Genomic DNA, 24,665 nt, shown 5'->3' on the forward strand with positions numbered 1-24,665 from the left:
TCACAAAAGTCTCATAATTAGCCCATCTTTGTATTTTTAATCCATCATTTTATTCAAGGTTAACTTTTATGTGGAAACATTTTGGTTTCTCGATCATTTTTACGATCGTCTGTTTAGCTTTGTCGGCGTATTGGGGTTATACCCATGGTCCTGAGGCAGGCATAAAGACCATGCTTTCAGCACTGACCATCACTGCGATTTTAGCCATTATGGAAGTGTCTTTTATCGTTTGATAATGCAGTCGTTAATGCATCTGTGCTGCGTGGTTGGGATCATTTTTGGAAAATGCTGTTCTTAACGGTCGGTATTGTGGTTGCCGTATTTGGTATGCGTTTAATTTTCCCTGTTGCCATTGTTGCTGTGACCGCAGACATGGGCTTTGTGGAAGTGGTGCAACTGGCACTCAATGATCCAAAACTCTATTCAGCAAAATTAATGGCACATCACCCTGAAATTGCTGCCTTTGGTGGTGCATTCCTGATGTTGGTGTTCTTGAATTTCTTCTTAGATGAAGGTAAAGACACGCATTGGTTTAAATTTTTGGAACGCCGTTTAGCCAATTTGGCAAGTGTGCCTGCAATGTCAGTCTTTGTGACTTTAATTGCGTTGTTGGTGATGGCAAGTTATGTCGATGAAGCAAAACGTTTAGTCGTGACAATGGCAGGTATTTGGGGCATCGTGATTTATATCGGTGTACAAGTATTGGGTCATTTACTCGGTGGTGAACCTGAAGTCGATGAAAACGGCAATGCAATCGCGCACGATTCAAATGGTGCACCGACAGGCGTTGTAAAAGCTGGTATTGGTGGCTTCTTGTATTTAGAAGTACTGGATGCATCGTTTAGTTTCGACGGCGTGATTGGTGCTTTTGCCATTACCTCTGACGTTGTGATTATTATGCTGGGTCTTGCAATTGGTGCGATGTTCGTGCGTTCAATGACCATTTACTTGGTGGATAAAGGCACATTAGATGCATACGTCTACCTTGAGCATGGTGCACATTATGCCATTGGTGCGCTTGCATTTATTATGCTTGCAAGTGGTACAGGTTTGCATATTCCTGAAGTTGTAACAGGTTTAATTGGTGTAGCATTTATTATTTGGGCAGTTATTGCGTCTATTCAGTACAACAAACGCCAAGCCCATTAAAGCATTTGATTACAGTTGATTTTAAAAGCGTGGCTCTGGCTGCGCTTTTTTATTTCTTAGATCAACTTCAGTTTTAATTCAAATAAAATTCATGCATCCATCGCGGCTGAATGTCCTATAATCGCTGTTCAAGATCAACTCAATGAACTGCCATATTTTATGATGAATGCTTTAGAACGTCGCTCGACCTTTGCCCTGAGCAGTATTTTTGCACTGCGCATGCTGGGGTTGTTTATGATTATTCCTGTGTTTTCCGTGGCAGGGCAGTCATATCAATATGCTACGCCTGCGCTCATTGGACTTGCAGTCGGGATCTATGGCTTGACCCAAGCGATTTTACAAATTCCATTTAGCCTCATTGCAGATCGTTATAGCCGTAAACCATTGGTGGTTTTGGGCTTGTTGATGTTTGCATTGGGGGGTGCCATTGCCGCGATGTCAGACACCATTTATGGCGTGATTATTGGTCGTGCCATCGCGGGTGGTGGTGCAGTCTCGGCTGTAGTGATGGCGCTGCTTGCCGATGTGACCCGTGAAGAAAATCGGACTAAAGCCATGGCAACTATGGGGATGAGTATTGGCTTATCTTTTGTTGTGGCATTTAGTTTAGGACCATGGCTTACAGGTTTAGTCGGCATTTCAGGATTATTCTGGGTGACCACGATTATGGGTATTGCAGCAATTTCAATGTTATTGCTTGTACCTAAAGTCACGCGTCATCATCGTAATTTTCAGCAAGGTTATATTGCACAACTGAAACAAGTCCTAAAAATGGCGGATTTAAATCGTCTGCATGTTTCGGTCTTTTCACTGCATTTATTGCTGACTGCGATGTTTATCTATGTGCCCTCACAGTTGATTGAGTTCGCTGAGATTCCGTTGGCGAAGCATGGCTTGATCTATTTGCCATTGCTTGTGATTAGCCTGTTCTTTGCCTTCCCAAGTATTATTCTTGCAGAAAAATACCGCAAAATGCGTGGCATTTTCTTGACGGCTATCGCTGGTATTATTTTGGGCTTATTGGTGCTGATTTTCGGTTATGAATCGAAATATATTCTGATTGCAGGCTTAGGTTTATTCTTTATTGCTTTTAATGTGATGGAAGCTTTATTGCCGTCATGGTTATCGAAAGCTGCACCGATTCAATCCAAAGCCACTGCCATGGGCGTGAATGCGAGTAGCCAGTTCTTAGGTGCATTTTTTGGCGGTATGATTGGCGGTCAATTATTGCTGCTGAATAACACAGCAATGGGTTGGAGTATTTTGTCTGCTATTGCTATTATTTGGTTATTGCTGAGTTTTGGTTTGGCGCAGCCGCGATATTTATCATCGTTGGTGTTGCGTTTGCCGGAGAGCAAAGAAACGGACGAATGGACTTCTCAACTTTTGGCAATTCATGGTATTGAAGAAGTCGTGGTGATGTCCGAGCAGCAAGTGGCCTATATAAAAGTCGATAAACAGTTGATAGATGATACAGCGCGACAACAATTAACGCACTTGTTGGGTAAAGAGGTAGCCATTTAAGCATAACTCTTATAAAGTAAAATATAGAAATAGATAGGAAGTGAATGTCAGATGCGTGGTGTAAATAAAGTCATTTTAGTCGGTACTTTGGGTAAAGATCCAGAGACCAAAACGTTTGCCAATGGTGGATCACTCACTCAGTTTTCGATTGCAACCAGCGACTCATGGACAGATAAAAGTACCGGTGAGCGTAAAGAACAAACTGAATGGCACCGTATTGTTTTGCATAACCGTTTAGGCGAAATTGCACAGCAATATTTGCGCAAAGGCTCAAAAGTATATATCGAAGGTTCATTACGTACTCGTCAATGGACAGACCAAAATGGTCAAGAACGTTACACCACAGAAATTCGTGGTGAACAAATGCAAATGTTGGACTCAAACCGTCAACAAGGTGAGCAAGGCGATACTGGTTTTAATCAACCACGCTTTAACAATAACCAAAATAACCAAGGTGGCTATAACAACAATGCTAACCAAGGTGGTTATAACAATGCACCGCAACAAGGTGGCTTTAATAATGCGCCTGCAAATGGTTATGGCAACAATAACCCAAGCGGTTTTGCACCAAAAGCACCTGCGCCAACAACTGCACCTGCAGCAGATTTAGATGATGATCTTCCGTTTTAAGTAAAGATCATCATCACCAAAATCCGCCTTCGAAGGCGGATTTTTTTATGGATGAATACCGTATCTATGTGATTAACAAATTTAATTTTTTGGTTTATTGATTCATACATAAAAATTTAAAAAATAATAAAATTCAAAAAAACGATTATAATTATAAAAAAGTACGGTTTTACCAATCAATAACCTTGTTCTATGATGGCTTCACTGAATAGGCAATCTCATTTACATATCGAGGAATAGATCATGAGTTTAATCAACACAGAAGTTAAACCATTTAAAGCAACAGCGTACCAAAATGGTCAATTTATTGAAGTATCTGAACAAGATTTTAAAGGCAAATGGTCGGTTGTTTTCTTCTATCCTGCTGACTTTACTTTTGTATGTCCAACTGAATTAGGCGATCTAGCCGATCACTATGCTGAATTCCAAAAAATGGGCGTAGAAATTTATTCAGTATCGACAGATACGCACTTCACGCATAAAGCTTGGCATGATTCTTCTGATGAAATCAAAAAAATCCAATATCCAATGCTAGGTGATGCTACTTGGACTTTGGCGAAAAACTTTGAAGTACTGATTGAATCTGAAGGTTTGGCTGACCGTGGTACTTTCGTGATTGACCCTGAAGGTAAAATCCAAATCGTAGAAATCAATGCTGGTGGTATTGGTCGCGATGCACAAGAACTGCTTCGCAAAGTTAAAGCGGCGCAATATGTACACGCGCACCCAGGCGAAGTATGTCCTGCAAAATGGAAAGAAGGCGAAGCAACTTTAGCACCTTCAATTGACTTGGTTGGTAAAATCTAAGTATTTAGATTGAACTCACTAAAAAAACCAGCATCTCGATGCTGGTTTTTTTATGTGTTGAGCTTAATTAATGGGTGTAACCTGTGTTTTCTTCGGCACTTGCTCTTAAGCCTTCAATTAAATGCTCGATTAACTTTTCCATAACCAAGCGTTGACCTTTACGCGATGCATAAACCAATTGCACAGTACCAATATTCGAACACCATTCTGGCAAGATATGCACCAATCGACCCGCAGCAAGATCTTTTTCAACCGTTAAATAGGGCAGGTCTGCAATCCCTAAACCATCGATTACCGAATAATAGACCCCTGCCAAATCGTTACTTTTAATACGCGGTGCTAAAGGAATATCGATACTTTCATGGGTGTCTGGACGATGTAAATGCCATTGATAACGCGGTTTTTGCGTGCCAAGCACAATGGTAGGGAAATCACTAATTTCGATTGGATATTGAATGCTTCGACCGTTGATTAAACTTGGACTTGCCACCAAACAATGCGTGGTTTTAATGACATCACGCACAATGACACTTGAATCTTCATTACTTGAAAAATTGGTGCGAATTGCGAGATCAATATCATCATGCAGTACATCAACACGACGGCTACTGAGTTCCATTTCAATTTGTACTTTTGGATATTGCTTTAAAAACTCATTCAATAAAGGGCGGATTTGATAGCGCATCATGACCGAAGGACAGCTCAGTTTGATCAGACCTTGAGGTTCACTGGTTTGTTTAAGCAACACATTATGTGCGCATTCTACTTGATGAATGACTTTTTCACATTCAATGAAAAATTCTTGTCCAAGTGGAGTGACTTTAAAATGTCGTGTTGAACGCTGAATAAGCGTCACATTAAACTTTGCTTCTAAGTCTAGAATACGACGACTCAGTTTAGATTTGGTGATGTTGGATGCATCGCTGGCTGCACTAAAGCCGCCATACTTCACTACCAAATAAAAGTAGTAGTAATCGTCAAAAGAATGCATGGCTTGCTCCGAACGTTCTGAATTGAGAAGAGGAGAAAATGTATATTAAGGCGAATATGGCACTGTGGCTTCTAAAATAATTTAAATAACAGCCGAACGATACTAAAGAGTTAAAAAAAAGCGATCAAAAGATCGCTTTTTAAGAGAAATCTTACTTTTTCTCCGTGTTATATGCATAACTTTGAATCAGATTACTGTAATCAGGAATGTGTGCACCAAAAAGTGCGCCCAAACCATCGACATCGTTACGCCAATCGCGGTGCAACTCACACGATGTACCAAACCAAGTCATCAACTGAGCACCGGCTTGTGTCATACGTTGCCAAGCTGAATCACGAGTTAGATGGTTAAATGTACCTGAGGCATCTGTTACCACGAAGACATCAAAATCTTCTTCGAGTGCAGAAAGTGTCGGAAATGCAACACAGACTTCTGTCACAACACCCGCAATAATCAACTGTTTTTTGCCTGTTGCTTTGACTGCTTTGACAAAGTCTTCATTATCCCATGCATTGATTTGACCTGGACGTGCAATATAAGGTGCATCTGGGAACATGGCTTTAAGTTCTGGAACAAGTGGACCATTTGGACCTTGTTCAAAACTTGTGGTTAGGATCGTTGGTAAATTGAAGTATTTCGCTGCTGCTGCAAGTGCAAGGACATTATTTTTAAATTTATCAGGGTCAATATCGCGAACCAATGATAATAAACCGGTTTGATGATCAACCAACAAAACGGCGGCATTGTCTTTGTCTAAACGTACGTATGGCTTACCCATTTTATTCTTCCTTTATAAATTTCAAAAAATATAGCAATTGAATTGTCAGAAAATGACAAGCATCATGCTATTTTTAGAATAATACTTAGAAAAACCCGATAGAATAAGTCGTAGATATGAGACAATAAATCTTAAAAATGAGATGGTGTAGACATTTTATTGATTGATAATAAACTAAAATTAATAAATAGTGTGATTATTATCTCATTGGTGAAATTCTGCATACTGTTTTGTTTATTTAATCAGCACATATTTAAGCATAAGATAAAGTCATGTTCATCCTATCTTATATAGGAGTATAAAAGATGAAAAAAGTAATCGGTGTTTATCGTAACCATAATATGCATTGGGTCGGGGACGGCTTTCCTGTTAAAAATTTATTTTCGTATGATCGTTTAGGTCAAGCAATTAGTCCCTTTCTGCTCTTGGATTATGCAGCACCTTATCATTTTGAACCAACCTCAGCGCAACATGGCGTTGGTTCGCATCCTCATCGTGGCTTTGAAACTGTGACGTTGGCCTATCAAGGTGAAGTGACGCATAAAGATTCGAGTGGCGGTGGCGGTACCATTCAAGCCGGTGATGTACAGTGGATGACAGCAGGCTCAGGCTTAGTGCACGAAGAATTTCATTCTCCGAGCTTTGCGCAACAAGGTGGCTTGTTTGAGATGGTGCAACTTTGGGTCAATTTACCTGCCAAAGATAAAATGACCGCGCCACGTTATCAAGCCATTACTGCGGCAGAGATTCCGCATGTCCAACTTGAAGATAATGCTGGACATATCCGTGTGATTGCGGGTGAATGTGCTGATCAGCAAGGTCCAGCGAACACCTTCAGTGCCATAAATGTATGGGATGGTGAGCTTAAGGCTGAACATGAAAGCTTTGTGCATGTACCAATGCAGCACAATGTGTTGGTGGTGGTACTGAAAGGCGAGGTTGAAATTAATGGAACGGAGGTTCTCGACAGTTCAATCGTGATGTTTGCGCGTGACCAAGATACGGCTATACAGCTACAAGCACATACGGATACGCAGTTTTTAATTTTGACGGGTGAGCCTTTAAATGAACCCATTCAAGGTTATGGTCCATTTGTGATGAATAGCAAAGATGAAATTGTTCAAGCCTTCCAAGACTTTAACAATGGCAAATTTGGTGAAATTCCAGTTCAAATCGAGTCATAAGCGTATAAAAAATTGTAAAAGCCCCTGTATGTACAGGGGCTTTTACGTTGAACGCGCTATCGTTTTTTATTCTTTTACATGTAGTTATGATTCATGGATGGTTTAAAAGTGTGATGTGGTTATCATTTTGGTAAGAATCATACGAAATTAGTACTAGAAAGTAAATCCTTTAAAGCTAAATAGGTAAAAAATAATCTTTGTTTTTTAATGAATAAATTATAAATAGTGCCTTCTATAAGATAATTTTTTGAATAGCTGTATCAATTGAAAGTTAAATAGCTTCATTCTTCACTCTGTTTAAGTTTAGTGAAAAAGCCATAATCTGGAATATTTTAATAACATCATTCCTGCGCGCATAGGTCATAATTTCGAAAAGTTTTTTCTATAATGGATGATCAGTTTGGATATCGCAGTAATTGGGAGTGGCATGGCCGGACTGGCAACTGCCAGAATCCTTAAAGATGCAGGACATCAAATTACGATTTTTGAAGCACTTCAAGGTCGTGGTATGGACAGTCATAGTCTTGAGTTCGAAGGTGGTTTAATTGATGCACCTTTACGTGTCATGAATCCCCATCTGTGGAAAAATACTTTAAGTCTTGCTACCCATTTGGGGATTAAAACCTTTCCTGTACGAACATATATGGCGTGCAGTTGGTTATTTGAAGATAAAACCGAAACATGGCTGACCACCTCACGCAGCCGCATTGGTAATTTCCCGATTATTAATAACCGCAAAGGTTTACAGCAATATGGCTGGCGCTTGGTCAAAGGATTATTGCAACTCAAAGCCGCACTGACACGCTTCTTCAAATCTAAAAATCAAGATATCAGTTTGGCTGAATTTATTAATCGTAGTGAAATTGAAGAAGTCTTTTTGCATGGTGTCGTAATGCCTGTGCTGTATACCATTTGCACTTGTGATCCTAAAACTATTGGTGAATGGCCAGCCAAACCGCTATTAATTTTCTTACGCCAATTAACCGATGGTGATGCACTATTGCGCCTGCAAGGTGGCACACCGGCATTGGTCGATAAACTTATTCAAGGCATTCACATCGAAGATGGTTCAGCCATTACCTTAGTTCAACAACAAGGTGAACAGGTTAAAGTTGAAAATGCGGCGGGCTATTCAAAGTGTTTTGATCGCGTGATTGTGGCAACACCGACCACTAAAATTGATCAATTCCTTGATACTGAACAATTCGCTGATGATATTGAATTGCTTAAAAAATTCAAATTTGAGCAAGGGCAATTGGTCATTCATACCGATACGACCGTAATGCCACCGAAGCGTAAAGATTGGGCTGTGCTCAGTTATATGATGGATCGTAAATTTACCCGTCAACAATTTACTGTATGGCTGAATTCAATTGAACCGAGCTTGGTGGGTAAATCTGCCGTATTCCAAACGTGGCGTCCAGTGACTGAGATTGACCCGAAAAAAGTGATTTCATCCGTGACATTAACGCGTGCAGTAGTAGATGCTGATACTGTGGCACTGAATACCGAATTACAGCAACGACACTTAGATTCAAATCGTAAAGTGTTCTTCTGCGGTTCTTGGTCATGCGATGGCTTACCTATTTTAGAATCGGCTGTCACGTCTGCCATGAAAATCGCAGAAGTATTTGGTGCGCCGCTGCCATTTGAAGGTCTCAAACCTGTTGTGGAAGTCGCACCGCAATTGGGTTACTAAACCATGAGATTGTTTCAGGCTTGGTCAAAACAAAAGCTTCAGCATAAGTACGCAATTAATGCAGCTTTACTTGGTGATCAAACGCCATTGCCTTGGAGCAATCTCGGTTATTGGCAAACAGGTCAGCATGATTATCGTACCGCTTGTATTGCCTTGGCAGATCATCTTGCCCAGGTCGTAGGTTTAAATTCAGAAGATAAATTACTGGATTTAGGTTGTGGGCAAGGGGCAAGTTTATTGCATTGGCAGCAGCACTATCAGGTCAGATATTTGGCAGGGTTAGAATTGCAAAGTCACTGTGTCAGTCATATTCAACGTAACTTACCTGACTTGAATGCCATTTATGCAGCATCATTTTTACGACTCAAAGACATTCAATTTTCACAAAAATTTGATGTGGTGCTGTGTCTTGATGCTGCCTATCACAGTCCACTTGATATTTTTTTAGCGCAAATGCAAAGTATTTTGAATTCAAATGCGCGAATTGGTTTTCATCATTTAATGTTATCTGAGCGTTGGCAGACTTTGAATTCATTTCAAAAATCGAAATACGGACTATTGCTCAAATCCGCAGATGTGAATTTAAAAAATTTAAAAACTTATTCTGAATTTAAAACGTTGCTTGAGCATTTTGAATTTAAAAATATTCAGATTGAAGATTTGTCAGAACATGTATTGGCGGGATTTTCGGATTATGTCATCCAACATTTGAATTTAAAAGATCGGGATCAATCTGTTCAGGCAGGGGCATTCGATATTTTAAAAATTCAAATGACCGCAAAATTGTGTCGAAAATTATATGCAGATGGTTTGATTCGCTATGTACAAGTCACGGCACAAGCGAAGTATTAAGCTTTTGGTACGCTTATTATTTTAAAAATCAAATACCCAGAAACATCAAAGCCTCACTAAAAAGCGAGGCTAAGATAATGGTGCCGGCACACGGATTCGAACTGTGGACCTACTGATTACAAGTCAGTTGCTCTACCAACTGAGCTATGCCGGCGTTGTGGAATGCATTCTACAGATTTTTTTTAAGCACGCAAGCCAAAAAATGAGCGGTTAATGTTTTTATAGGGCTTTTTAAATGATAAGAGGCGAATATGATTTGTGATCAATCTGTATTTTGAGTCATCCATTCGAATGAATTTAAAATGAATGAGTTTGTATAAAGAGTAAAAGGCGGTACAAAGATCGAATTTTATATGGAAGATTGAGCAGATGTAAAAAAAGCCACACAAGGTGGCTTTTTAAAAGATATTAAGCAATTAGAAACGGTATTTTAAACCGAAGTTGTAGCTGAGTCCGTTAACATCAAGAGCGCCGCTTCGACCACTATCACACCAACTACTTCCTTCAATATTTAAACAATCTTTCGCTTTATGATTGTCTGTCCATTTGTAGCCTAGACCTGCGTAAGCTGCTAGTTGTGGCATGAAGTAATGACCTAGCTCGACATTGACTGGAATTAAGAAATTATCAGCGCTGATTTTATTGGTTACAGTCACATCGCTGCCTTCAAATGAAAACGTAGCACTTTCTTTCCAATCACCCCACATATAACCAATACCGGCTTGACCAAGTACATAGGTATTATTTTTATTGTAGAACGTATATTGAGCACCAAATGAGATGAGATCAACATCTACATTGTCGCTGCTTTGGTTTTCGTATTTCGTCCAAAGTCCACGTCGGTCAAAATCATAGGTTGAACCAATTTGGAAACCACGGAAACGGCCTTTACCGAGTTCGCTAGAATCGACTTTCCAACCAGAATAACCGCCATGTAGTGTGAAACTATTTGGACTTTGCTCAGATACGACCGTTGTTGAAACATAATTTGGTGTTGTACCTAGTGGCGCAGGTTGACCATATTGAACATTGAGTGCCTGATCAGCACATGCCACGCTTGAAGAAAGGATCGTTAGACCGATCATTAATGTTTTTTTCATTATTGTGTACCCCCCTATAATATGCAACATGCTAACAAAAAATAACCGTTTTACAATATTTTATTGAAATATTACTTAAAAAATTAATGAATAAGTTTGTCTTTGTCATCTTCTAATTTGAGCTTTTTAATGCTTTTATATTTTTAAAATTAAAAACATTGATTGCAAATAAAAGCTTTAGCACTTGAACGGCATAGAGCCTATATATTTATTGAATGATGACATATCTTAGATTTAAGTTGATGGTATATATATATCGAAAAGAGCAAATATTGATTTCATGCGTATATTTTGGAAAATATACCGTCAAATGTACCGACATCATGATGATTACATCTTATTTTTTGATTTTTAAAAGGTATAAAAAAGAGCTTAAATCTATATAGATTCAAGCTCTTTAGGTTTGCTTTGGATTGCAGGTTTTTCGAATTTGGCGGTGAAAGAGTCCGTCAGGTTTAACATCTAAATACTTGAATTAGTTAAACATGAAATTTCATGTTTGTAAATGTACCGTCATTTATACCGTCAAAATAAATTATGCTTCCATTGTAGCTAAAGTTCGGGCTTTAAAGGCTTTAATCCATTTAGCTAACTTTTGAGTATCTTCTGTAATACTTTGGAGATCTGGAGATGGAGGTGGCATTTCATCAGGTTGTGAATGTTCGAATACAGAGTAGCGAGTCATGAGTTCATCAATTAACTCACAATCTTCAAGTTCAATTTTTGCAAGAGCTGAAAGTCTTCCTTGAGTTTGGACGGCACGTCTAAACCGTGTAACAACTTCATTTAAAAGTATAGTTTCTACGCATTTTTCAACTTGAATCCTAAATTCACTACAATAGTGGTAAGCATCTTTTTCAAAGTTTTCTACATCACCATCTGCAATATATTTTTCTAACTTTGGAATTAAGATAGATAACATTTTATTAAGAGCTGTATCAGGTTTATCATTGCGTATTAAAGGATTCGAAACTATACCAGTTTCATTTTGAAGTCGTGTAATAGTCTCTACATGGATATTTACAGAAGAGGGAACTCCACTAACCTTAGCTATCTCTTTTGCTTTCTTTTCCGCGCTTTGGACTAAAGCCAATAAAGACAATCTATGAGTAAAAATGATAACTTGTCTTTCTTTAGACAGTTCAATAAGGCGTTCTACAACTTTTTCCTCAAAAACATGATCTAAGGAACAAATAGGATCATCAAATATAAAAGGTGTATTCTGTCCAGAGCCCGTGATATCTGCTAAAAATGCCGCTAAGGCAACAACTCGGGCTTCTCCCTCACTTAAAACTTGGTGAGCTTGAGCTTCTTGTACTTTACCTTGAATGACTAGATCAAATAAAATTTTACCTTTTCCTTTATTTAAGCTGACAGGCTTAATTGGTATTCTAGTACCGCCTAGCTTTTTTAATTCTTCTTCAAATCTTTGAATATATTTTAATTCTAGTTCATCCGTTGCTAGTTCAGTTTTCTTACGAGTTAATGCATTAGTACTACAAAGTTTGATTGCTTTATCAAGTTCAGCAATAGTAAGTAAACGAGTTCTTTCAGTTAATAAAGCGCTTTTATTCTGATGCAACCATTGAGAGCTTTTTAAATCTTTTAGTTTCTGTTCTAAAGCTTTTCTAGAGTCATCTTCATTTACAGAGATTAATGATAGCTCTTCTTTTTCGGTTGCTTGCAACTTTCTTTTATAAGCCTCAGAAATGATACTCCAATTAAACATTTTTAATTCATTAATAGAATCTTTGTGGATTACTGTTTCAATTAATACATTTAACTCTTCAAATAAGTCATTAATTAGTTCTTTATCAAGGTGTAATTTTTCTAAATGCAATGTCCATTCACCTTGAGTCAAACATTTTCTTAGGGTTGCTAAGAGTTGATCTTTTGCTTTTTCGGCTGATTTAGCCTCAGTTTCCAAACTACTTCGAATGAAATCTTCAAAACTATGAAGGCGAGCTTTGGCTATATCTGTTAAGGGTTGATGACAAAGTACACAATTTGCATGTTCACCTGTAAATGGGAAGTTATGGTTAGGGTAGGCGATATGTTCCGAGTATTCTTTTGCTTTATTCCATAAAGAAATCCAAGCTTCCTGACCTACTCCTTCTAACTCACTATTAGAAAATACACGCTGTGCTTCTACTACAGCTAATTTTCGCTTATATGTAGCTTGGTGCTTAGCTTCTACTATAGATTCTAGAGACTTTATAGAAGTTAATTCCTTGAGCTTATCAATATATTGACCAGTTACTTTTAAGCTAATTTTAGTGGTTTCTATCTCTTTTAAAAGAGAGGGAATATCTTGCTTAGCTAGAGTTGCTTCAATCTGAACCCGTTCTTGGTCATCTGTATCAGTGTAAGTACATTTTGAGTCAATAAATTCAATTGTGGGCTTTGCACTCAGTGAATTTATTAAATCTGATGCACTAGAAGAATAAAGATGTACAGGGATTTGAGGTAGATGTGAACTTAAAAGATCTTTCTTACTTTGCAAAGTTGAAGATACTTCATCGCATACTTTTATAAGTGAAGATATAAACCTCATTCTCATAGGCTCATAAGTTGCTTCACTCTTGTTCATATGAATTTGAGCAGTTTTATTATCAAAAATATGAACATGTTTTAGATGTTGATCTTCTGAACCGTTAGGAAGCCATACATAAGTATAAGAAGGGGGATGATTATTCAAACATACCTCAATATCTGCTGATATAGGGTGTTGTTTATCTGCAAAAATATTACCTAAAATTTCTTCTTGTGCTTTTGATCCACAAATTTTTTTCAATAATCGAGAATAACTAGATTTTCCTGAACCATTTGAACCAAAAATTACGGTTAAATTACCTCCACCAAAATCTAATGTAGATCCCATTCTTATAGCATTAACACCTGAGATTTTATTGATTTTATTGATTCGGATTTGTGGTCTAATAGCAGCATTATTTAATGAGCCCGCACTAATAGTAGTAAATGCTCCCGCCAAATCTTTAGCTTCTTGTTCGCATAGAGTTACAAAAGATGCTAATTCTGAATCATTAGGCATTCTTTTATTGGAAATTAAAAATTCAGCTACGCTTTGTAACCATTTGGGTCTTTCACAAATCCATTGTTCAAAATTATCTAGTTGTACGGTTGGTTGCCCCATCATATTCATTAAATTTCCCCCAAGTTTTTATAAATTAAAATAATTTTAATCAATATAACTAATTTTATTGATTAAAAGAAAGTAAGTTATAGGCAACTTTTGGAAACTTATTTGAGAAGTATAAGACCTTTCAAATTTGCACAAAATTTACGAATAGTCTCCATAGAGTAGAACGCTTTTATTCTAAGACTTCGCCGATTCTACTTATGAAACAAAAGGGGAGTTGATTCCCCTTTTGCTAAGTTATATAAGATTAGCAACGTCTGTCGCGCTCATAATCAATCTTACGTAATACGGCATCTACATTACCTTCATAGAGTAAGGGAGGTAAAGCCATACCTTCATTGGGTGTCCATTGTTTTAGATTTGAATAAGGGGCTGTCCAATATGCTACTGCACCGCAAATATATCCGTCTACTTTTGATGGATATTCTTTACGACTAATGTGTACATGAAGTTTGCAATGTGTGTCACTTGAGAAGCAATCCAAAGATACATCTGTAAACTTTAGTCCTTGAGATATCATGAAATTGCCTAAACCAGTATCTTCTCCGTTAAATGGTAAAAAATTAGCGCCTTTTAAATTATTGTTTTGCATGTCACGGACATCATCACTAAGTTTTGCTCGCTCTGGGCTTGCATCGAAAGCATCCCAATCAAACTCCTTTTCAATAGAGCTTTGAGTTTCATTTTCCTCAACTACCACATCGGATTCTGGTGCTTCTACCGCTGCACTTGATTCCGAGTCATTTTCTATTACAGTTGCATTTGAAATAGATGGGGTTGTACTTGCAGATCTTTCTTTGTTTAAAGAAATCATGGAATTAATGATTGCGAAAGCGAGTCCGCATGAAAATAAAATGATTCCGTATTTATGCAAATTTGAAAATTTTGGTACCTTTAGCCCAAGAACAAAAAATAATGCCCCTAAAAGGATCATTAAAGTAAATATAACCGCCATTCTAATCTCTGTCATAAGTTATAAAGTGTTAAGACAGGTATGATATTTTGTGTGAAAAGTAAAATAAATCCGACTAAGGATCAATAATGTATGTCTATAAAGATAATATATGTATAGGTATTAGGAAGATCAAAATTAGAGGATCAGTAAGAGTATATATAAAACAATATCTTACTGATCTTTTTCTTTTGGAAAGCTGAGGTTAAATCATTAATTTTTAGAAATTACGACTGAGGTTAAAAACAGCTTTTGACACAAGCTTATTCAGCTCCGAATAAGGTTGAATTCCATCTTCAAGCGAGCCTTTTTTATGTTTAATAGTTTCTTGGCCGAAGGGTTTGATCCGTTCCTCGTAATACTCTTTTAGCTTACTAGGAGGGTGAGAGTTCAAACGAGTGAAGCTCAAAAACTTAAATCCCTTTTTGATGATATTGGCTAAGTTTTCAATTGAATGATCTTTCACTTCAAACCTACCATTGTTCAAAGTTACTTCTACTCTTAAACGGTGTTCCTCTAACGGTAAAGGCTGTTTGTTGCTATCAGTCGTTTTTACATAAAGCCGATAACATAGCGGTGAGCCTTTAGGATTCACACCTAGACACCAATCCTTATTAAACCGTTTAAGAAGCATGGACGGCGCATGCGGGACAGGATTGAACTTATTCCGAATATCCTCTTTGACGAACTTATAAATTCGAAAGTTATCCGCCGTGGCTTCGTATCTAAGTGACTTATGGAGAGCTGAAAGCATAGCTTTACTTGGGGCATGATAGAAATCTAATGAAAGCTCAATATTTGCAATCTTCATTTGGCTAATGTCTGCACCGTATTGTCTTGCAAGTAATTCAGCAATTTTAAGCACATCATTCTTGTGCTTAATGTCATGCAGTCGAATAGTAAAAGTTAAATGCTCTTGGGCGATATGACTCTCATCCGCTTTTACATAATGTCTCGTGCCAGTTTTAAGCGTAAGAAAACTTTTGATCAGACTTCTTGCATTGGGTTTATGTGCAAAGGTGCATTTGCTTGGGTTCACTTCAAATGATAAATCTAGCCAATCAATGACTGCCTTAATTTGAATGGGTTTAAAGTTAATAGAAAAGCCTTTTTCCGACAGCTCTGGATTTTCGAAGTCCATGCGTTTTTCAATGCTATAACTAGAGACGCTGCTGTAAATTTCAGCTTCAATGATTTCCGCAACATCAGCATTGATTTGTAAACGCCGTTGGTAGGCATCTAAGAAAGTATGAAGTTCGGTAATTCCTGTTCTTTCTGAAAATGTTAAATGTTTTCCTGACGAGTTTTGAAGGGTTTCTTTAACGAGAAACTCAAATAAATAATTACCATTAGTATTCATTCGCTGTTCATCACACGATTTCACGGCATCATAGAATGATTCCGAGAGTTCTGAGCAATGTTGATCCTGATCCATATTCATCCTTGATGATGTTGAGATTGAAAAAATTTGATTATTACAATTCAGAGGGGAATGTGTGCATGTAGGACATGCACACAAGAAGAGGCTATTCGACTAGATATTTTTCGTAAGCAGTATCAATCAGAAGGGTTTTGAAGCCTTCATAAATGATTGTGTATTCCGTTGTCGAAGCGCTTTTATCTTCTACTTTTAGAATTTCACTATGCTCTAGAATATCTGCGAAAAGTTCAGTGCTAACAATCGTCAAGTTCATGATTAACCCTTGCTCACAGGTAAGTGACGAATTAACTCGGTTGATAACAGTTTTAAGTCGACTTTAATTTTGTTAATCATTAAGTAGTCAACCGTGTAATCAACAGCATTTTGAATTCCTTCAGGAGTTGTAAGATCAAATGTCCCGTCATTCTCTTCTAAAAGATTACGGATCGTATCTTCGATAATCTCAGTTTTTAGATTATCTAAGATGCTTGCTTGGTTAAGGTTAGTTGTTGAGTTGTTCATTGAACAATTTCCTTTTAGTAATGCTTATTCCCAATGGATAAGCGTATGTAGATACCATCACTGGCGTTAATTCAACTATTTATTAAAAAACAGTTGGTTATGTAGCTCATTAATTAAGTGATTCAAGAATTTAGGCATGACTTAGCCCGATCACTATTTCTGACCAATTTAAGTAATGAAAATGTTAGGTTTTAAATTTACAGATGATCTGTATAGGCGACTGGCTTATTGAATTGCATCAAGCCAATTTTGAATATCTTCGGATTTCCATGCGGTGATCCGATCTGATAGTCGATATGGCTGAGGAAAGCTTCCCTGACGAACTTTATCCCATATCGTTGACTCACCTAAGGGAAGTAATCCTATGCGAGCGGGACGTGCTTTAATATGCCGAATTTTTCCGTCTTTAGTAATATATGATCGTGCTCTCCTCTCTGCAGTAGTAGCAATTTGACTCATGCGAAGCCATTGGCTTGGCATTCTAGTCTGATAATCTGTATTCAAAGTTTTAGATGAATTTAACATGCTTAAAACACCCCTATTTCAAATTCAGTATAGGGAGAATTTTCTTACTTTTTGTTTGAAATATTTTTAAGTGATTGTTATTTGTTCTATCGCGTTTTGTGGGCTTAAATTTATTCTAATTAAGACTTTTTACAGCACCATAGCTAGTTAAAAACTATGGTGCTGTTACCAATATTTTTTAAGCTGATTTATTAAAAAGAATAATATTCTCTTCTTGAAGTGGTTTAAAAACAGATACGTCTCCACCTTGACGTAAAGTGTCCAAATAGTCTGCCCATAACTGCATTAGCTCACGTCTACGGCGTAAAAACTTAGTACGGTTATAAGCAGTCCCATTAGGATCACGTACCGTATGCGCTAATTGGTGTTCAATAATATCAATACGATACTCAAGCTCTTCACCTAAAATTGTACGTGCGGTTGCTCTAAAGCCATGTGCCGTGTGTTTGCCTTTATAGCCCAGTCTATTGAGTGCTTGACGAATCGTATCCTCACTCATGCTTTCATGAGATGACTTCACACTAGGAAATACAAATTCTGAAGTTGTCCGCATATCTTCAAGCTGTTTCAAAATGTCAAAAGCTTGACGAGAGAGGGGAACGATATGCTCTTGATGAGTTTTACTCGCACGAAAGCACAGACGTTGATTATCAAAATCGACATGCTCCCATAACAATTCACGGATCTCATTTGGACGTTGATAGATATATGCTGAAAGCTTCAACGCAAGCTCTGTTCTTAAACGTGCACGAGGATTCTCCGCATGATATCGCCAAATCTTTTGGAGCATTGTTTTAAGCTCTGATTCGCTTACTACCGCGTTGTGATTACCTTTAATAGGCTTGGGTAAGGTAATGTCATAAGCTGGGTTATATGTGATGAGACGGCGTTTAAGCGGAAGCTTTAAAACCATACCCATAATAGATTTGGCACGGCGAGCTGACTCGAGCGCACCGCGTTCAACAAGGCTATTCGTTACATCACGCTCAAGCTGTTCGACACTTAAATCAGTCACAGGTAATTTGCCAATAAATGGCAAGATATCACGGTTGAGTTTGCGGATTGTTTCTCGGTCTACTTTCCCTTCAAGCTCACGAATTTTGAGCCATTCAGTAGCAAATTTTTCAAAGGTATTCTCAAGTTTTGCTTTTAGTTCATCTCGATGGTGATTACGTTCCTCTGCGGGATCAATGCCATCAGCAAGCATACGCTTAACTTCATCACGCTTTAGGCGTGCTTTTTCTAGTGTGACTTCATCATAGATACCCAAAGCTAAGGTATTTCGTTTTTGACTGATTGGGCGGCGGTAATCTAAACGCCAATATTTTGATCCATTCTTATGAATGAAAAGATACAACCCACCACCATCAGCATACTTATTAGTGCTATCAGGATCATAAGCTAGATTTTTCACAGTTTTAGCTGTCAGTTTGTTGGATTGCTTAGCCAATTTTTAACCTCATTTGACGGTATAAATTTCAGGAAAAACGGAACTCTCCTCATAAATAGGCAGTTTTTAATGATATACCGTCAAATGTACCGACAACTATGTCGGGATACTACTAGACTGCGCCGTAGTGTACAGGCATAAAAAAAGGCTTGAACCCTTTAGATTCAAGCCTTTCGCACTACGGTACAGTCCCGTAAAAGTCGAATTTGGCGGTGAAAGAGGGAGTCGTAAATAAATATTAAGTAATTGTATTTATAGATTTTTTATTTTTATAATATGTGAATATACCAACAAAAATACCAACAAAATTTTAAATGCCACTTATCCTAAATATTCTATTTATTCTTTAAATGTATCATTCAAAGCTTGCTGCACGGCATCTACTCGTGATTTGCAGGCTTTATAGGCAGACATGGATTCTTCAACGATTTGCATCAAATTATCAATGTCGGGCTCTTCTTGTGACTCAAGCAGTTCGGCATTCTTTTTAAGAATGTCATAGCCCTCTTTAAACGATAATTCTTTCTTATTCATTACTTGATACCTGTATCACGTTGGCTTCAATGATCCCATCCTGTAATTCTACATGGATACTGTCACCTGAAATTTGCTGGATAGAGCGAATAGCTTTGCCTTGGCTGCGGACTATACCGTAACCTTTTGCCATCACATTATGTGGATTTTGCACGAGAGTCTCACGCATTAATGATTCAACCTCATTGGAGGCTAACTTAATTTTCTGTTGGGCTAAGTAATGTGTTGAGCCTTTAATTATATCTAAAGTCTTATTCGCTTGATTGATCTGTCCATGCGCAAGGGTCTTGATCATTTTAATATACTGATCATTTTGGCTCTGATACGCCGTAATTTGATGCTGAGATAAAAGTTTGATGGTCTGTAGTGATTCGATTACTTCCTGAGTACGTTCAATAATCAAATTGCGAATACCACCAATCACTTTACTTGGAGTATCAAATGATCGATGAGCGACTTCATCTAATATCGTTCGATCCTTCTCGTGACCAATTCCGACCCAAATAGGGACTGATCGTTTAGCTAGAAGTGCAGCTAATTTGTAGTCATTCAGATAAGCCAAGTCATTTACCGCTCCGCCACCACGAATAATAACGATCAGATCAGGAGCAGTGTCAAAGTTTGAAGCCCATTGACGTAAACCATTACCTAGTGAATCAATGATACTTATAGCAGCAGTATTTCCTTGGAAGGTCGCATTGTGATAAATGAAATGACATACACCGGCTTTATCTAATGTATCTGCATCTTTCTTAAAATCACCTAATCCTGCGGCTTTTTCAGGAGCTATGACCAATACATTTTGGATGTCGAAAGGAGTAGGAATAGATTTATTTTTATCTAACAAACTCTCAGTGCGTAATCGTTCTAATATCTGTTGATAACGGCGTGCAATATCACCTAGGGTATAGCTTGAATCAATATCTTCAACATTGACTGAAAAGCCGTATTGAGGATCAAACTTAGCTTTAATTTTAATTAATACGTTTAAATCCTTTGATAGCTCAATACCACTTTCACGTTCGAACTTTAAAACCATCTTGGCGGCAGAGAACTTCCAGATGGTTGCTTTGCAGCTGGCAATGACCTTATCTGTATTTTCATCTTTCTCAGCCAGCTCTAAATAATAGTGACCACCTTTAATACTGAGGTTTCGGATTTCAGCTTTTACCCATACCGGTTCATCAAAAGCTATACGGATAACTTCTTGGACCGTTGCAAGGTATGCGCTTAAAGAAAGTTGAGATTCTGTCATTTAGTTTTTTAAATTTTTTATTATTAATAAATATGCTATACAGCAGAAAAAAACAATTGAAAAAAAGTAAAAGTAATTTATTTTAGAAAATAAACTAAATAAAAAATCTATATTAATAATGCAGACACCAATTAAAAAACCAATAAATAGAGACACTATCAATAAAAAAATTTGATGACATAAAATTTTTTGATTTACAGGCTTAATTTCCTTTTTCCATTCAGTGGATAATTCCTTAGGAAGTTTAGCGGATTCATTGAATTGCTTAATTTGAATTCTAATATGCGTTAGATTGTAGGCTTGTTGACATCCAGAATAAAATACCATCATTAAATACACTAGAAAACCAGCATAGATATAGGTATTAACTTTATCAGGATCTTTAAAAAAAGTAATAGCTGAAATAGTTAATGGAATAGCGAGAATTTGACTTTGTAGATCAGTAATAACCTTATTAACTTTATTTAGAAATTCTTCGGAATGTTTATTAATTTTTTCAATAAATTTTGAGTACTTAAAATCATCTAGATATAAACTATATTTAGATTTTGTATCATTGATGACATTTTCTATATTTTTGATTAAATTGAAAATTCTATCATTTTTATCTATTGTTATTAGATTCTCTATAATTTCAGTAGCAACAATAACATATAGTTCACTTTTATGAGCATTTAGGGGTTCAGTAACATCACCCTCCGTTTTTTGTTCAGTAATCCAATTTAAAAACTCTTGGAGAGATTTGGTTAATTTTTTATTTTCTTTGTATAGTTTGACTGAATCAAGGTATTTTTCAAAGGCACGTGGTTGTACAGGAACTTCACAGTAATTTTTGGAGAAAAAAATTAAAACATTGTCTTTCTGGTAGTAATTTTCAGAAAGACATCGTATAAATTTAGTAAATAACTTTAACTCAGGAATATAATCAGCCTGACCATTCTTCATCTCATTAAGATTCTCATATATTACATCAGCATCACTGCAATTAATTTTTTTAGTGATATCCAATTTATGCTGAATGTAACTTTGATAAGTCGCGTAATTACTTGAGTCTTGTATTAAGTTCAGTCTAAATAGGCTAGTCTCATTTGCTTTCGGCGTTATTCCATCAAACTTAAAATCGTCCCCAAAAGTTTGCTCGATGAATACATTAATAAGAGCGATATCAGCCGCTGTGACAGGTGTTACTGTCCCAGAGATACTGTTGTTTTTGAAATCGAGATCGTTACTTAAAGCAAGTAATTCCTCAATCTTCGCTTTCTTTTGGCTCATTTATTGTACCTTGGTTCAGCTGCTGCCTTAATGTTGCCACATCACGCAGCTCAACCTTAATTTTGACATATGGGCTATCGGGATCTTCCTCATTAAGCTCTATTGTATTTCCTGCATGCGATCGCATACCAGAAATTTTTATTGGCTCACTACCTTCGACTTTAATATCGAATTTTAACTGACCTAAACCTTTTACAGTTGTCCTATCAGGAAAGAATACATTACCAACTTCATCATCTTTAAATCCATTTGCTATTCTATAATTCTTAAATAAATTTGAAGATAAATCTATGTCACGCTGCGCTGCAATTTCATTAATGATTGGATCAATATCACTTGTGATGTTAACAGGAAGTTTCTGTTCAGCTTTGTCGGCGAGCAAATTATAAACTAACTTATCTATAACATCTCTATCATTGTTAGCAAATGGGCTTGTGCCTAGATATCCTCTCAAGGTAAGCATTAGGTGTTTTGTAGTTTTAGCATCGTCAATTTTGTATTTAACAGGAATAAAGTTTTGTACATATTGTGGAATCTGTTCTTTACCTTTTTGAACCCACCAAACATAATTCGGTAAATCAGTGGTATTGTCTTCTGTTGCATTATTTTCTTGTTCTTTTAATTTTATATAATGGTCATACATGCCATTAATATCTACTTTTAAAGCAATTTTAAAAGTATTCGAATTTAAGCTTGTTGTATCTAATATTTCGCCTGTATTCTCATCTATAGTTATATCATCTTGTACATTTAACAAGGCAATATAAAGATAAAAAATATCATTTTTCTCATATAATATGATTGGAACATGGTCACCAGTTGTCGCTGGCATGCTATAAACATGATGATCTAAGGCATGTGTAATAACTGCCAGATAACGGCGATATTGAGTTTGATAAATGTTTTCGACTGCTAAGTTTGTTTTTTCTACATCGTGCCTATCGTCTAAAAGGTTTCCATCAAAAAGATACTCCTTGGAGATATTACTTAGCGTAGGCGTTTTTGTAAAATCAGATGCACATGAACTAGCATATCCATATTTTTCCCGTTGAGTCTCTAAAAAATTAATCAGCTTTATTGCATTTTTATTATGTGGGTGCAAATTTGCGCGTATTAAAGGAGCTGTTCGATTTTCTCTTTTTTGATGCTGTTCACGAATGATTTTATTAATAATCATTGCATGAACAATAATGTCATTCGAACCACTCATACTAAATTACCCTTACCGAAATATATGTTAAACAAAATTTTAAATGATGCACTTTATAAAGCTTATATATTCAAATTACGTTTGAACGGGAATCAAATTTAATTTCCACTGAATTCCAAATTGTTCATTTAGATACTGTGATATAGCCTCTTTACAAGTTTCGTATTGAGTAGCCTTATAAAGAACTGCATTGCATCCAGTTGAAACGCCGTATCGAGTAAAACCTTCAATGGCATCATCAGCAGTAGTTACATTAGTAAGGAATATATGTGCCTTACCATTTTTAATAAATCTATTGATGTCCTTTAGTTTTGGGGCAATTTCTTCAGGAAGAATAATTTCCACAACATGGTATGGGTCTTTAGAGACTGGCTGGATTATGTAATCTATGCCTCTGGTCATCCCACCACTAAAACTTTGAGCGGTTTCATCTGCGGATTCAACATCATCAAAGAGTCCTGTCTCAATCGCTTCTTGTTGTGACTCTGTAGTAGTAAGCCAACCGTCATCATCCGGAATGATGTAGCAGTTTTCTGAAATTAGTTTAATTATATAAGACATATATTTCCTAATATTTTCTTTCTTAGCAATGCTTTATAACGCTTATTGGTGAATTTTCCAACAACTATGTTTAGGCATGTTTAGTTATTCTATAATTAATTCTTCATCGCATCGTAATCATGGCGATGCAGGGCGTATTGTTGATCTAAATAAATAGCGAAATCCTCAAGCCTGACCATCCACGGCGCCTTGGCTGATTGTTCAAGTTTAAATGCTGGAAATGGCAATTCATGAAAATTAGCTTTCTTGCGTGCTGTTTTCACATCCATATGAGTGAAGAAGTCCTCAACTATAGTATCTAAATGTACTACAGGGGAGACATATCTCATGCATAGCATTGTGAAAGTATTAAGCTTGGGATCTCGTATCTTCATTTAATTTATTCTCTTTCTGCCACGTTTATTCGTTAGGTTTGTTTTTAAAAGTGGTATTACTTTATTCGGGTCATAAAGGTGTTTGCCTGCTGTACCGACATTAAAAGAACCAATTTTTTCTATGATAGTTGTTCTAGACATTGGGAACCTTTTAAGAATCCAAGCGATATCAACGAGATCGGGGTATTGTTCTATTTCCAATGCAATAACTGTAGCGCCGTAGATTGAATCTCCTAGGCATATTTTGGGTGGATTTTCTGACTCGATAGTGATGATATATTTTTGCTTAAACATAATTTAAAACTCTGATTTTTTAATAGATATGACCGATAAGTAATAGATAGGTCCTTTGATACCTTATGTCCGTACTTTTGGTTGTTTTTCATACATGGATTATGTTACTACATCAAAAAAATGCTGTTACCACATCAAAACCTGTATATCTGTTTTTCTGTTACCACATCAAAATTTGATATAAAAAATGTCTTAGTTTTTGTCTATGGAATGATTTTACAAATCAAATATTTATTAAATTTTATATATATTGTTTGTCTAACATTTTGTCCAATTATTTTTTAGCCTAAAAAAGCAGAAGGTTGGCATTAGTCAACGCTGCTTAAATTGGGAATATACCCAATATTGGTATCATTCCGAAAACGGTAATATTCCCAATATTGGGGTTTTGAACGATCCCGTTTTTGGGATTTTGAATGTAC

At 36.8% G+C, this 24,665-nt stretch carries 22 protein-coding genes, 1 tRNA gene and 1 pseudogene; 7 read left to right on the forward strand and 17 right to left on the reverse strand.

Annotated features, from left to right (window positions below; genetic code table 11):
• Positions 1-68: 68 nt before the first annotated feature.
• From GFH30_RS00815 to ahpC, 4 genes and pseudogenes are all read left to right on the forward strand, one after another.
• Positions 69-1,149 (forward strand): annotated as a pseudogene (locus GFH30_RS00815) (DUF475 domain-containing protein).
• A gap of 159 nt (positions 1,150-1,308) precedes the next feature.
• A complete protein-coding gene (locus GFH30_RS00820; protein WP_153370260.1) occupies positions 1,309-2,673 on the forward strand; it encodes an MFS transporter in 1,365 nt (454 codons plus the stop codon).
• 51 nt (positions 2,674-2,724) lie between these two features.
• Positions 2,725-3,303: a single-stranded DNA-binding protein gene (gene ssb, locus GFH30_RS00825; protein WP_153370262.1), complete on the forward strand. Its 579-nt coding sequence runs from the start codon at positions 2,725-2,727 to the stop codon at positions 3,301-3,303.
• Between the two features lie 243 nt (positions 3,304-3,546).
• Positions 3,547-4,110 carry an alkyl hydroperoxide reductase subunit C gene (gene ahpC, locus GFH30_RS00830; protein ID WP_153370264.1) on the forward strand — a complete coding sequence of 188 codons (564 nt, stop codon included), beginning with the start codon at positions 3,547-3,549 and terminating at the stop codon, positions 4,108-4,110.
• 67 nt (positions 4,111-4,177) lie between these two features.
• On the opposite strand, the gene GFH30_RS00835 is transcribed toward ahpC, so the two are convergent.
• Together GFH30_RS00835 and ycaC are read right to left on the reverse strand one after the other, a co-directional pair.
• A complete protein-coding gene (locus tag GFH30_RS00835) occupies positions 4,178-5,101 on the reverse strand; it encodes a LysR substrate-binding domain-containing protein (RefSeq protein WP_153370266.1) in 924 nt (307 codons plus the stop codon).
• 151 nt (positions 5,102-5,252) lie between these two features.
• Positions 5,253-5,879, reverse strand: a complete 627-nt coding sequence (gene ycaC / locus GFH30_RS00840; protein WP_153370268.1) for an isochorismate family cysteine hydrolase YcaC — start codon at positions 5,877-5,879, stop codon at positions 5,253-5,255.
• Between the two features lie 305 nt (positions 5,880-6,184).
• Here ycaC and GFH30_RS00845 point away from each other — a divergent pair, with 305 nt between their 5' ends.
• The 3 genes from GFH30_RS00845 to GFH30_RS00855 all read left to right on the forward strand — a co-directional run bounded on the left by GFH30_RS00845 (position 6,185) and on the right by GFH30_RS00855 (position 9,614).
• Positions 6,185-7,063: a pirin family protein gene (locus tag GFH30_RS00845; protein WP_153370270.1), complete on the forward strand. Its 879-nt coding sequence runs from the start codon at positions 6,185-6,187 to the stop codon at positions 7,061-7,063.
• Positions 7,064-7,454: 391 nt separating this feature from the next.
• Positions 7,455-8,762 (forward strand): FAD-dependent oxidoreductase, encoded by a 1,308-nt coding sequence (locus GFH30_RS00850; protein ID WP_153370272.1) that lies wholly within the window; start codon positions 7,455-7,457, stop codon positions 8,760-8,762.
• A gap of 3 nt (positions 8,763-8,765) precedes the next feature.
• Complete coding sequence (locus tag GFH30_RS00855) at positions 8,766-9,614, forward strand: SAM-dependent methyltransferase (RefSeq protein ID WP_153370274.1); 849 nt, start codon at positions 8,766-8,768, stop codon at positions 9,612-9,614.
• Between the two features lie 78 nt (positions 9,615-9,692).
• On the opposite strand, the gene GFH30_RS00860 is transcribed toward GFH30_RS00855, so the two are convergent.
• From GFH30_RS00860 to GFH30_RS00930, 15 genes are all read right to left on the reverse strand, one after another.
• Positions 9,693-9,768, reverse strand: a tRNA-Thr gene (locus GFH30_RS00860).
• A 262-nt stretch (positions 9,769-10,030) separates the two neighbouring features.
• Complete coding sequence (locus GFH30_RS00865; protein WP_153370276.1) at positions 10,031-10,714, reverse strand: hypothetical protein; 684 nt, start codon at positions 10,712-10,714, stop codon at positions 10,031-10,033.
• 535 nt (positions 10,715-11,249) lie between these two features.
• Complete coding sequence (locus tag GFH30_RS00870) at positions 11,250-13,877, reverse strand: AAA family ATPase (RefSeq protein WP_153370278.1); 2,628 nt, start codon at positions 13,875-13,877, stop codon at positions 11,250-11,252.
• Between the two features lie 244 nt (positions 13,878-14,121).
• Positions 14,122-14,829: a hypothetical protein gene (locus GFH30_RS00875; RefSeq protein WP_153370280.1), complete on the reverse strand. Its 708-nt coding sequence runs from the start codon at positions 14,827-14,829 to the stop codon at positions 14,122-14,124.
• A gap of 217 nt (positions 14,830-15,046) precedes the next feature.
• Positions 15,047-16,261 carry a hypothetical protein gene (locus tag GFH30_RS00880; protein ID WP_153370282.1) on the reverse strand — a complete coding sequence of 405 codons (1,215 nt, stop codon included), beginning with the start codon at positions 16,259-16,261 and terminating at the stop codon, positions 15,047-15,049.
• Between the two features lie 261 nt (positions 16,262-16,522).
• Positions 16,523-16,768: a hypothetical protein gene (locus GFH30_RS00885; RefSeq protein WP_153370284.1), complete on the reverse strand. Its 246-nt coding sequence runs from the start codon at positions 16,766-16,768 to the stop codon at positions 16,523-16,525.
• A gap of 225 nt (positions 16,769-16,993) precedes the next feature.
• The gene (locus GFH30_RS00890; RefSeq protein WP_227551527.1) at positions 16,994-17,293 is read right to left on the reverse strand and encodes a helix-turn-helix transcriptional regulator; all 300 of its coding nucleotides are present in this window, start codon (positions 17,291-17,293) and stop codon (positions 16,994-16,996) included.
• Positions 17,294-17,471: 178 nt separating this feature from the next.
• A complete protein-coding gene (locus tag GFH30_RS00895; RefSeq protein WP_153370286.1) occupies positions 17,472-18,743 on the reverse strand; it encodes a tyrosine-type recombinase/integrase in 1,272 nt (423 codons plus the stop codon).
• A gap of 339 nt (positions 18,744-19,082) precedes the next feature.
• Positions 19,083-19,277, reverse strand: a complete 195-nt coding sequence (xseB, locus tag GFH30_RS00900) for an exodeoxyribonuclease VII small subunit (protein ID WP_153370288.1) — start codon at positions 19,275-19,277, stop codon at positions 19,083-19,085.
• Positions 19,270-20,532, reverse strand: a complete 1,263-nt coding sequence (xseA, locus tag GFH30_RS00905) for an exodeoxyribonuclease VII large subunit (protein WP_153370289.1) — start codon at positions 20,530-20,532, stop codon at positions 19,270-19,272. Before xseA ends, xseB begins: the two co-directional genes overlap by 8 nt.
• Positions 20,533-21,804 carry a hypothetical protein gene (locus GFH30_RS00910; RefSeq protein WP_153370291.1) on the reverse strand — a complete coding sequence of 424 codons (1,272 nt, stop codon included), beginning with the start codon at positions 21,802-21,804 and terminating at the stop codon, positions 20,533-20,535.
• Positions 21,779-23,014: a nucleoid-associated protein gene (locus tag GFH30_RS00915; RefSeq protein ID WP_153370293.1), complete on the reverse strand. Its 1,236-nt coding sequence runs from the start codon at positions 23,012-23,014 to the stop codon at positions 21,779-21,781. Before GFH30_RS00915 ends, GFH30_RS00910 begins: the two co-directional genes overlap by 26 nt.
• A gap of 75 nt (positions 23,015-23,089) precedes the next feature.
• Complete coding sequence (locus tag GFH30_RS00920; protein WP_153370295.1) at positions 23,090-23,575, reverse strand: hypothetical protein; 486 nt, start codon at positions 23,573-23,575, stop codon at positions 23,090-23,092.
• A gap of 95 nt (positions 23,576-23,670) precedes the next feature.
• Positions 23,671-23,949, reverse strand: coding sequence for a pyocin activator PrtN family protein (locus GFH30_RS00925; RefSeq protein ID WP_153370297.1), 279 nt, complete (start codon positions 23,947-23,949; stop codon positions 23,671-23,673).
• Positions 23,950-24,243 (reverse strand): hypothetical protein, encoded by a 294-nt coding sequence (locus GFH30_RS00930; protein WP_153370299.1) that lies wholly within the window; start codon positions 24,241-24,243, stop codon positions 23,950-23,952.
• Between the last annotated feature and the right edge of the window lie 422 nt (positions 24,244-24,665).

Origin of the sequence: Acinetobacter wanghuae (genome assembly GCF_009557235.1) — a bacterium.
Taxonomy (GTDB): domain Bacteria; phylum Pseudomonadota; class Gammaproteobacteria; order Pseudomonadales; family Moraxellaceae; genus Acinetobacter; species Acinetobacter wanghuae.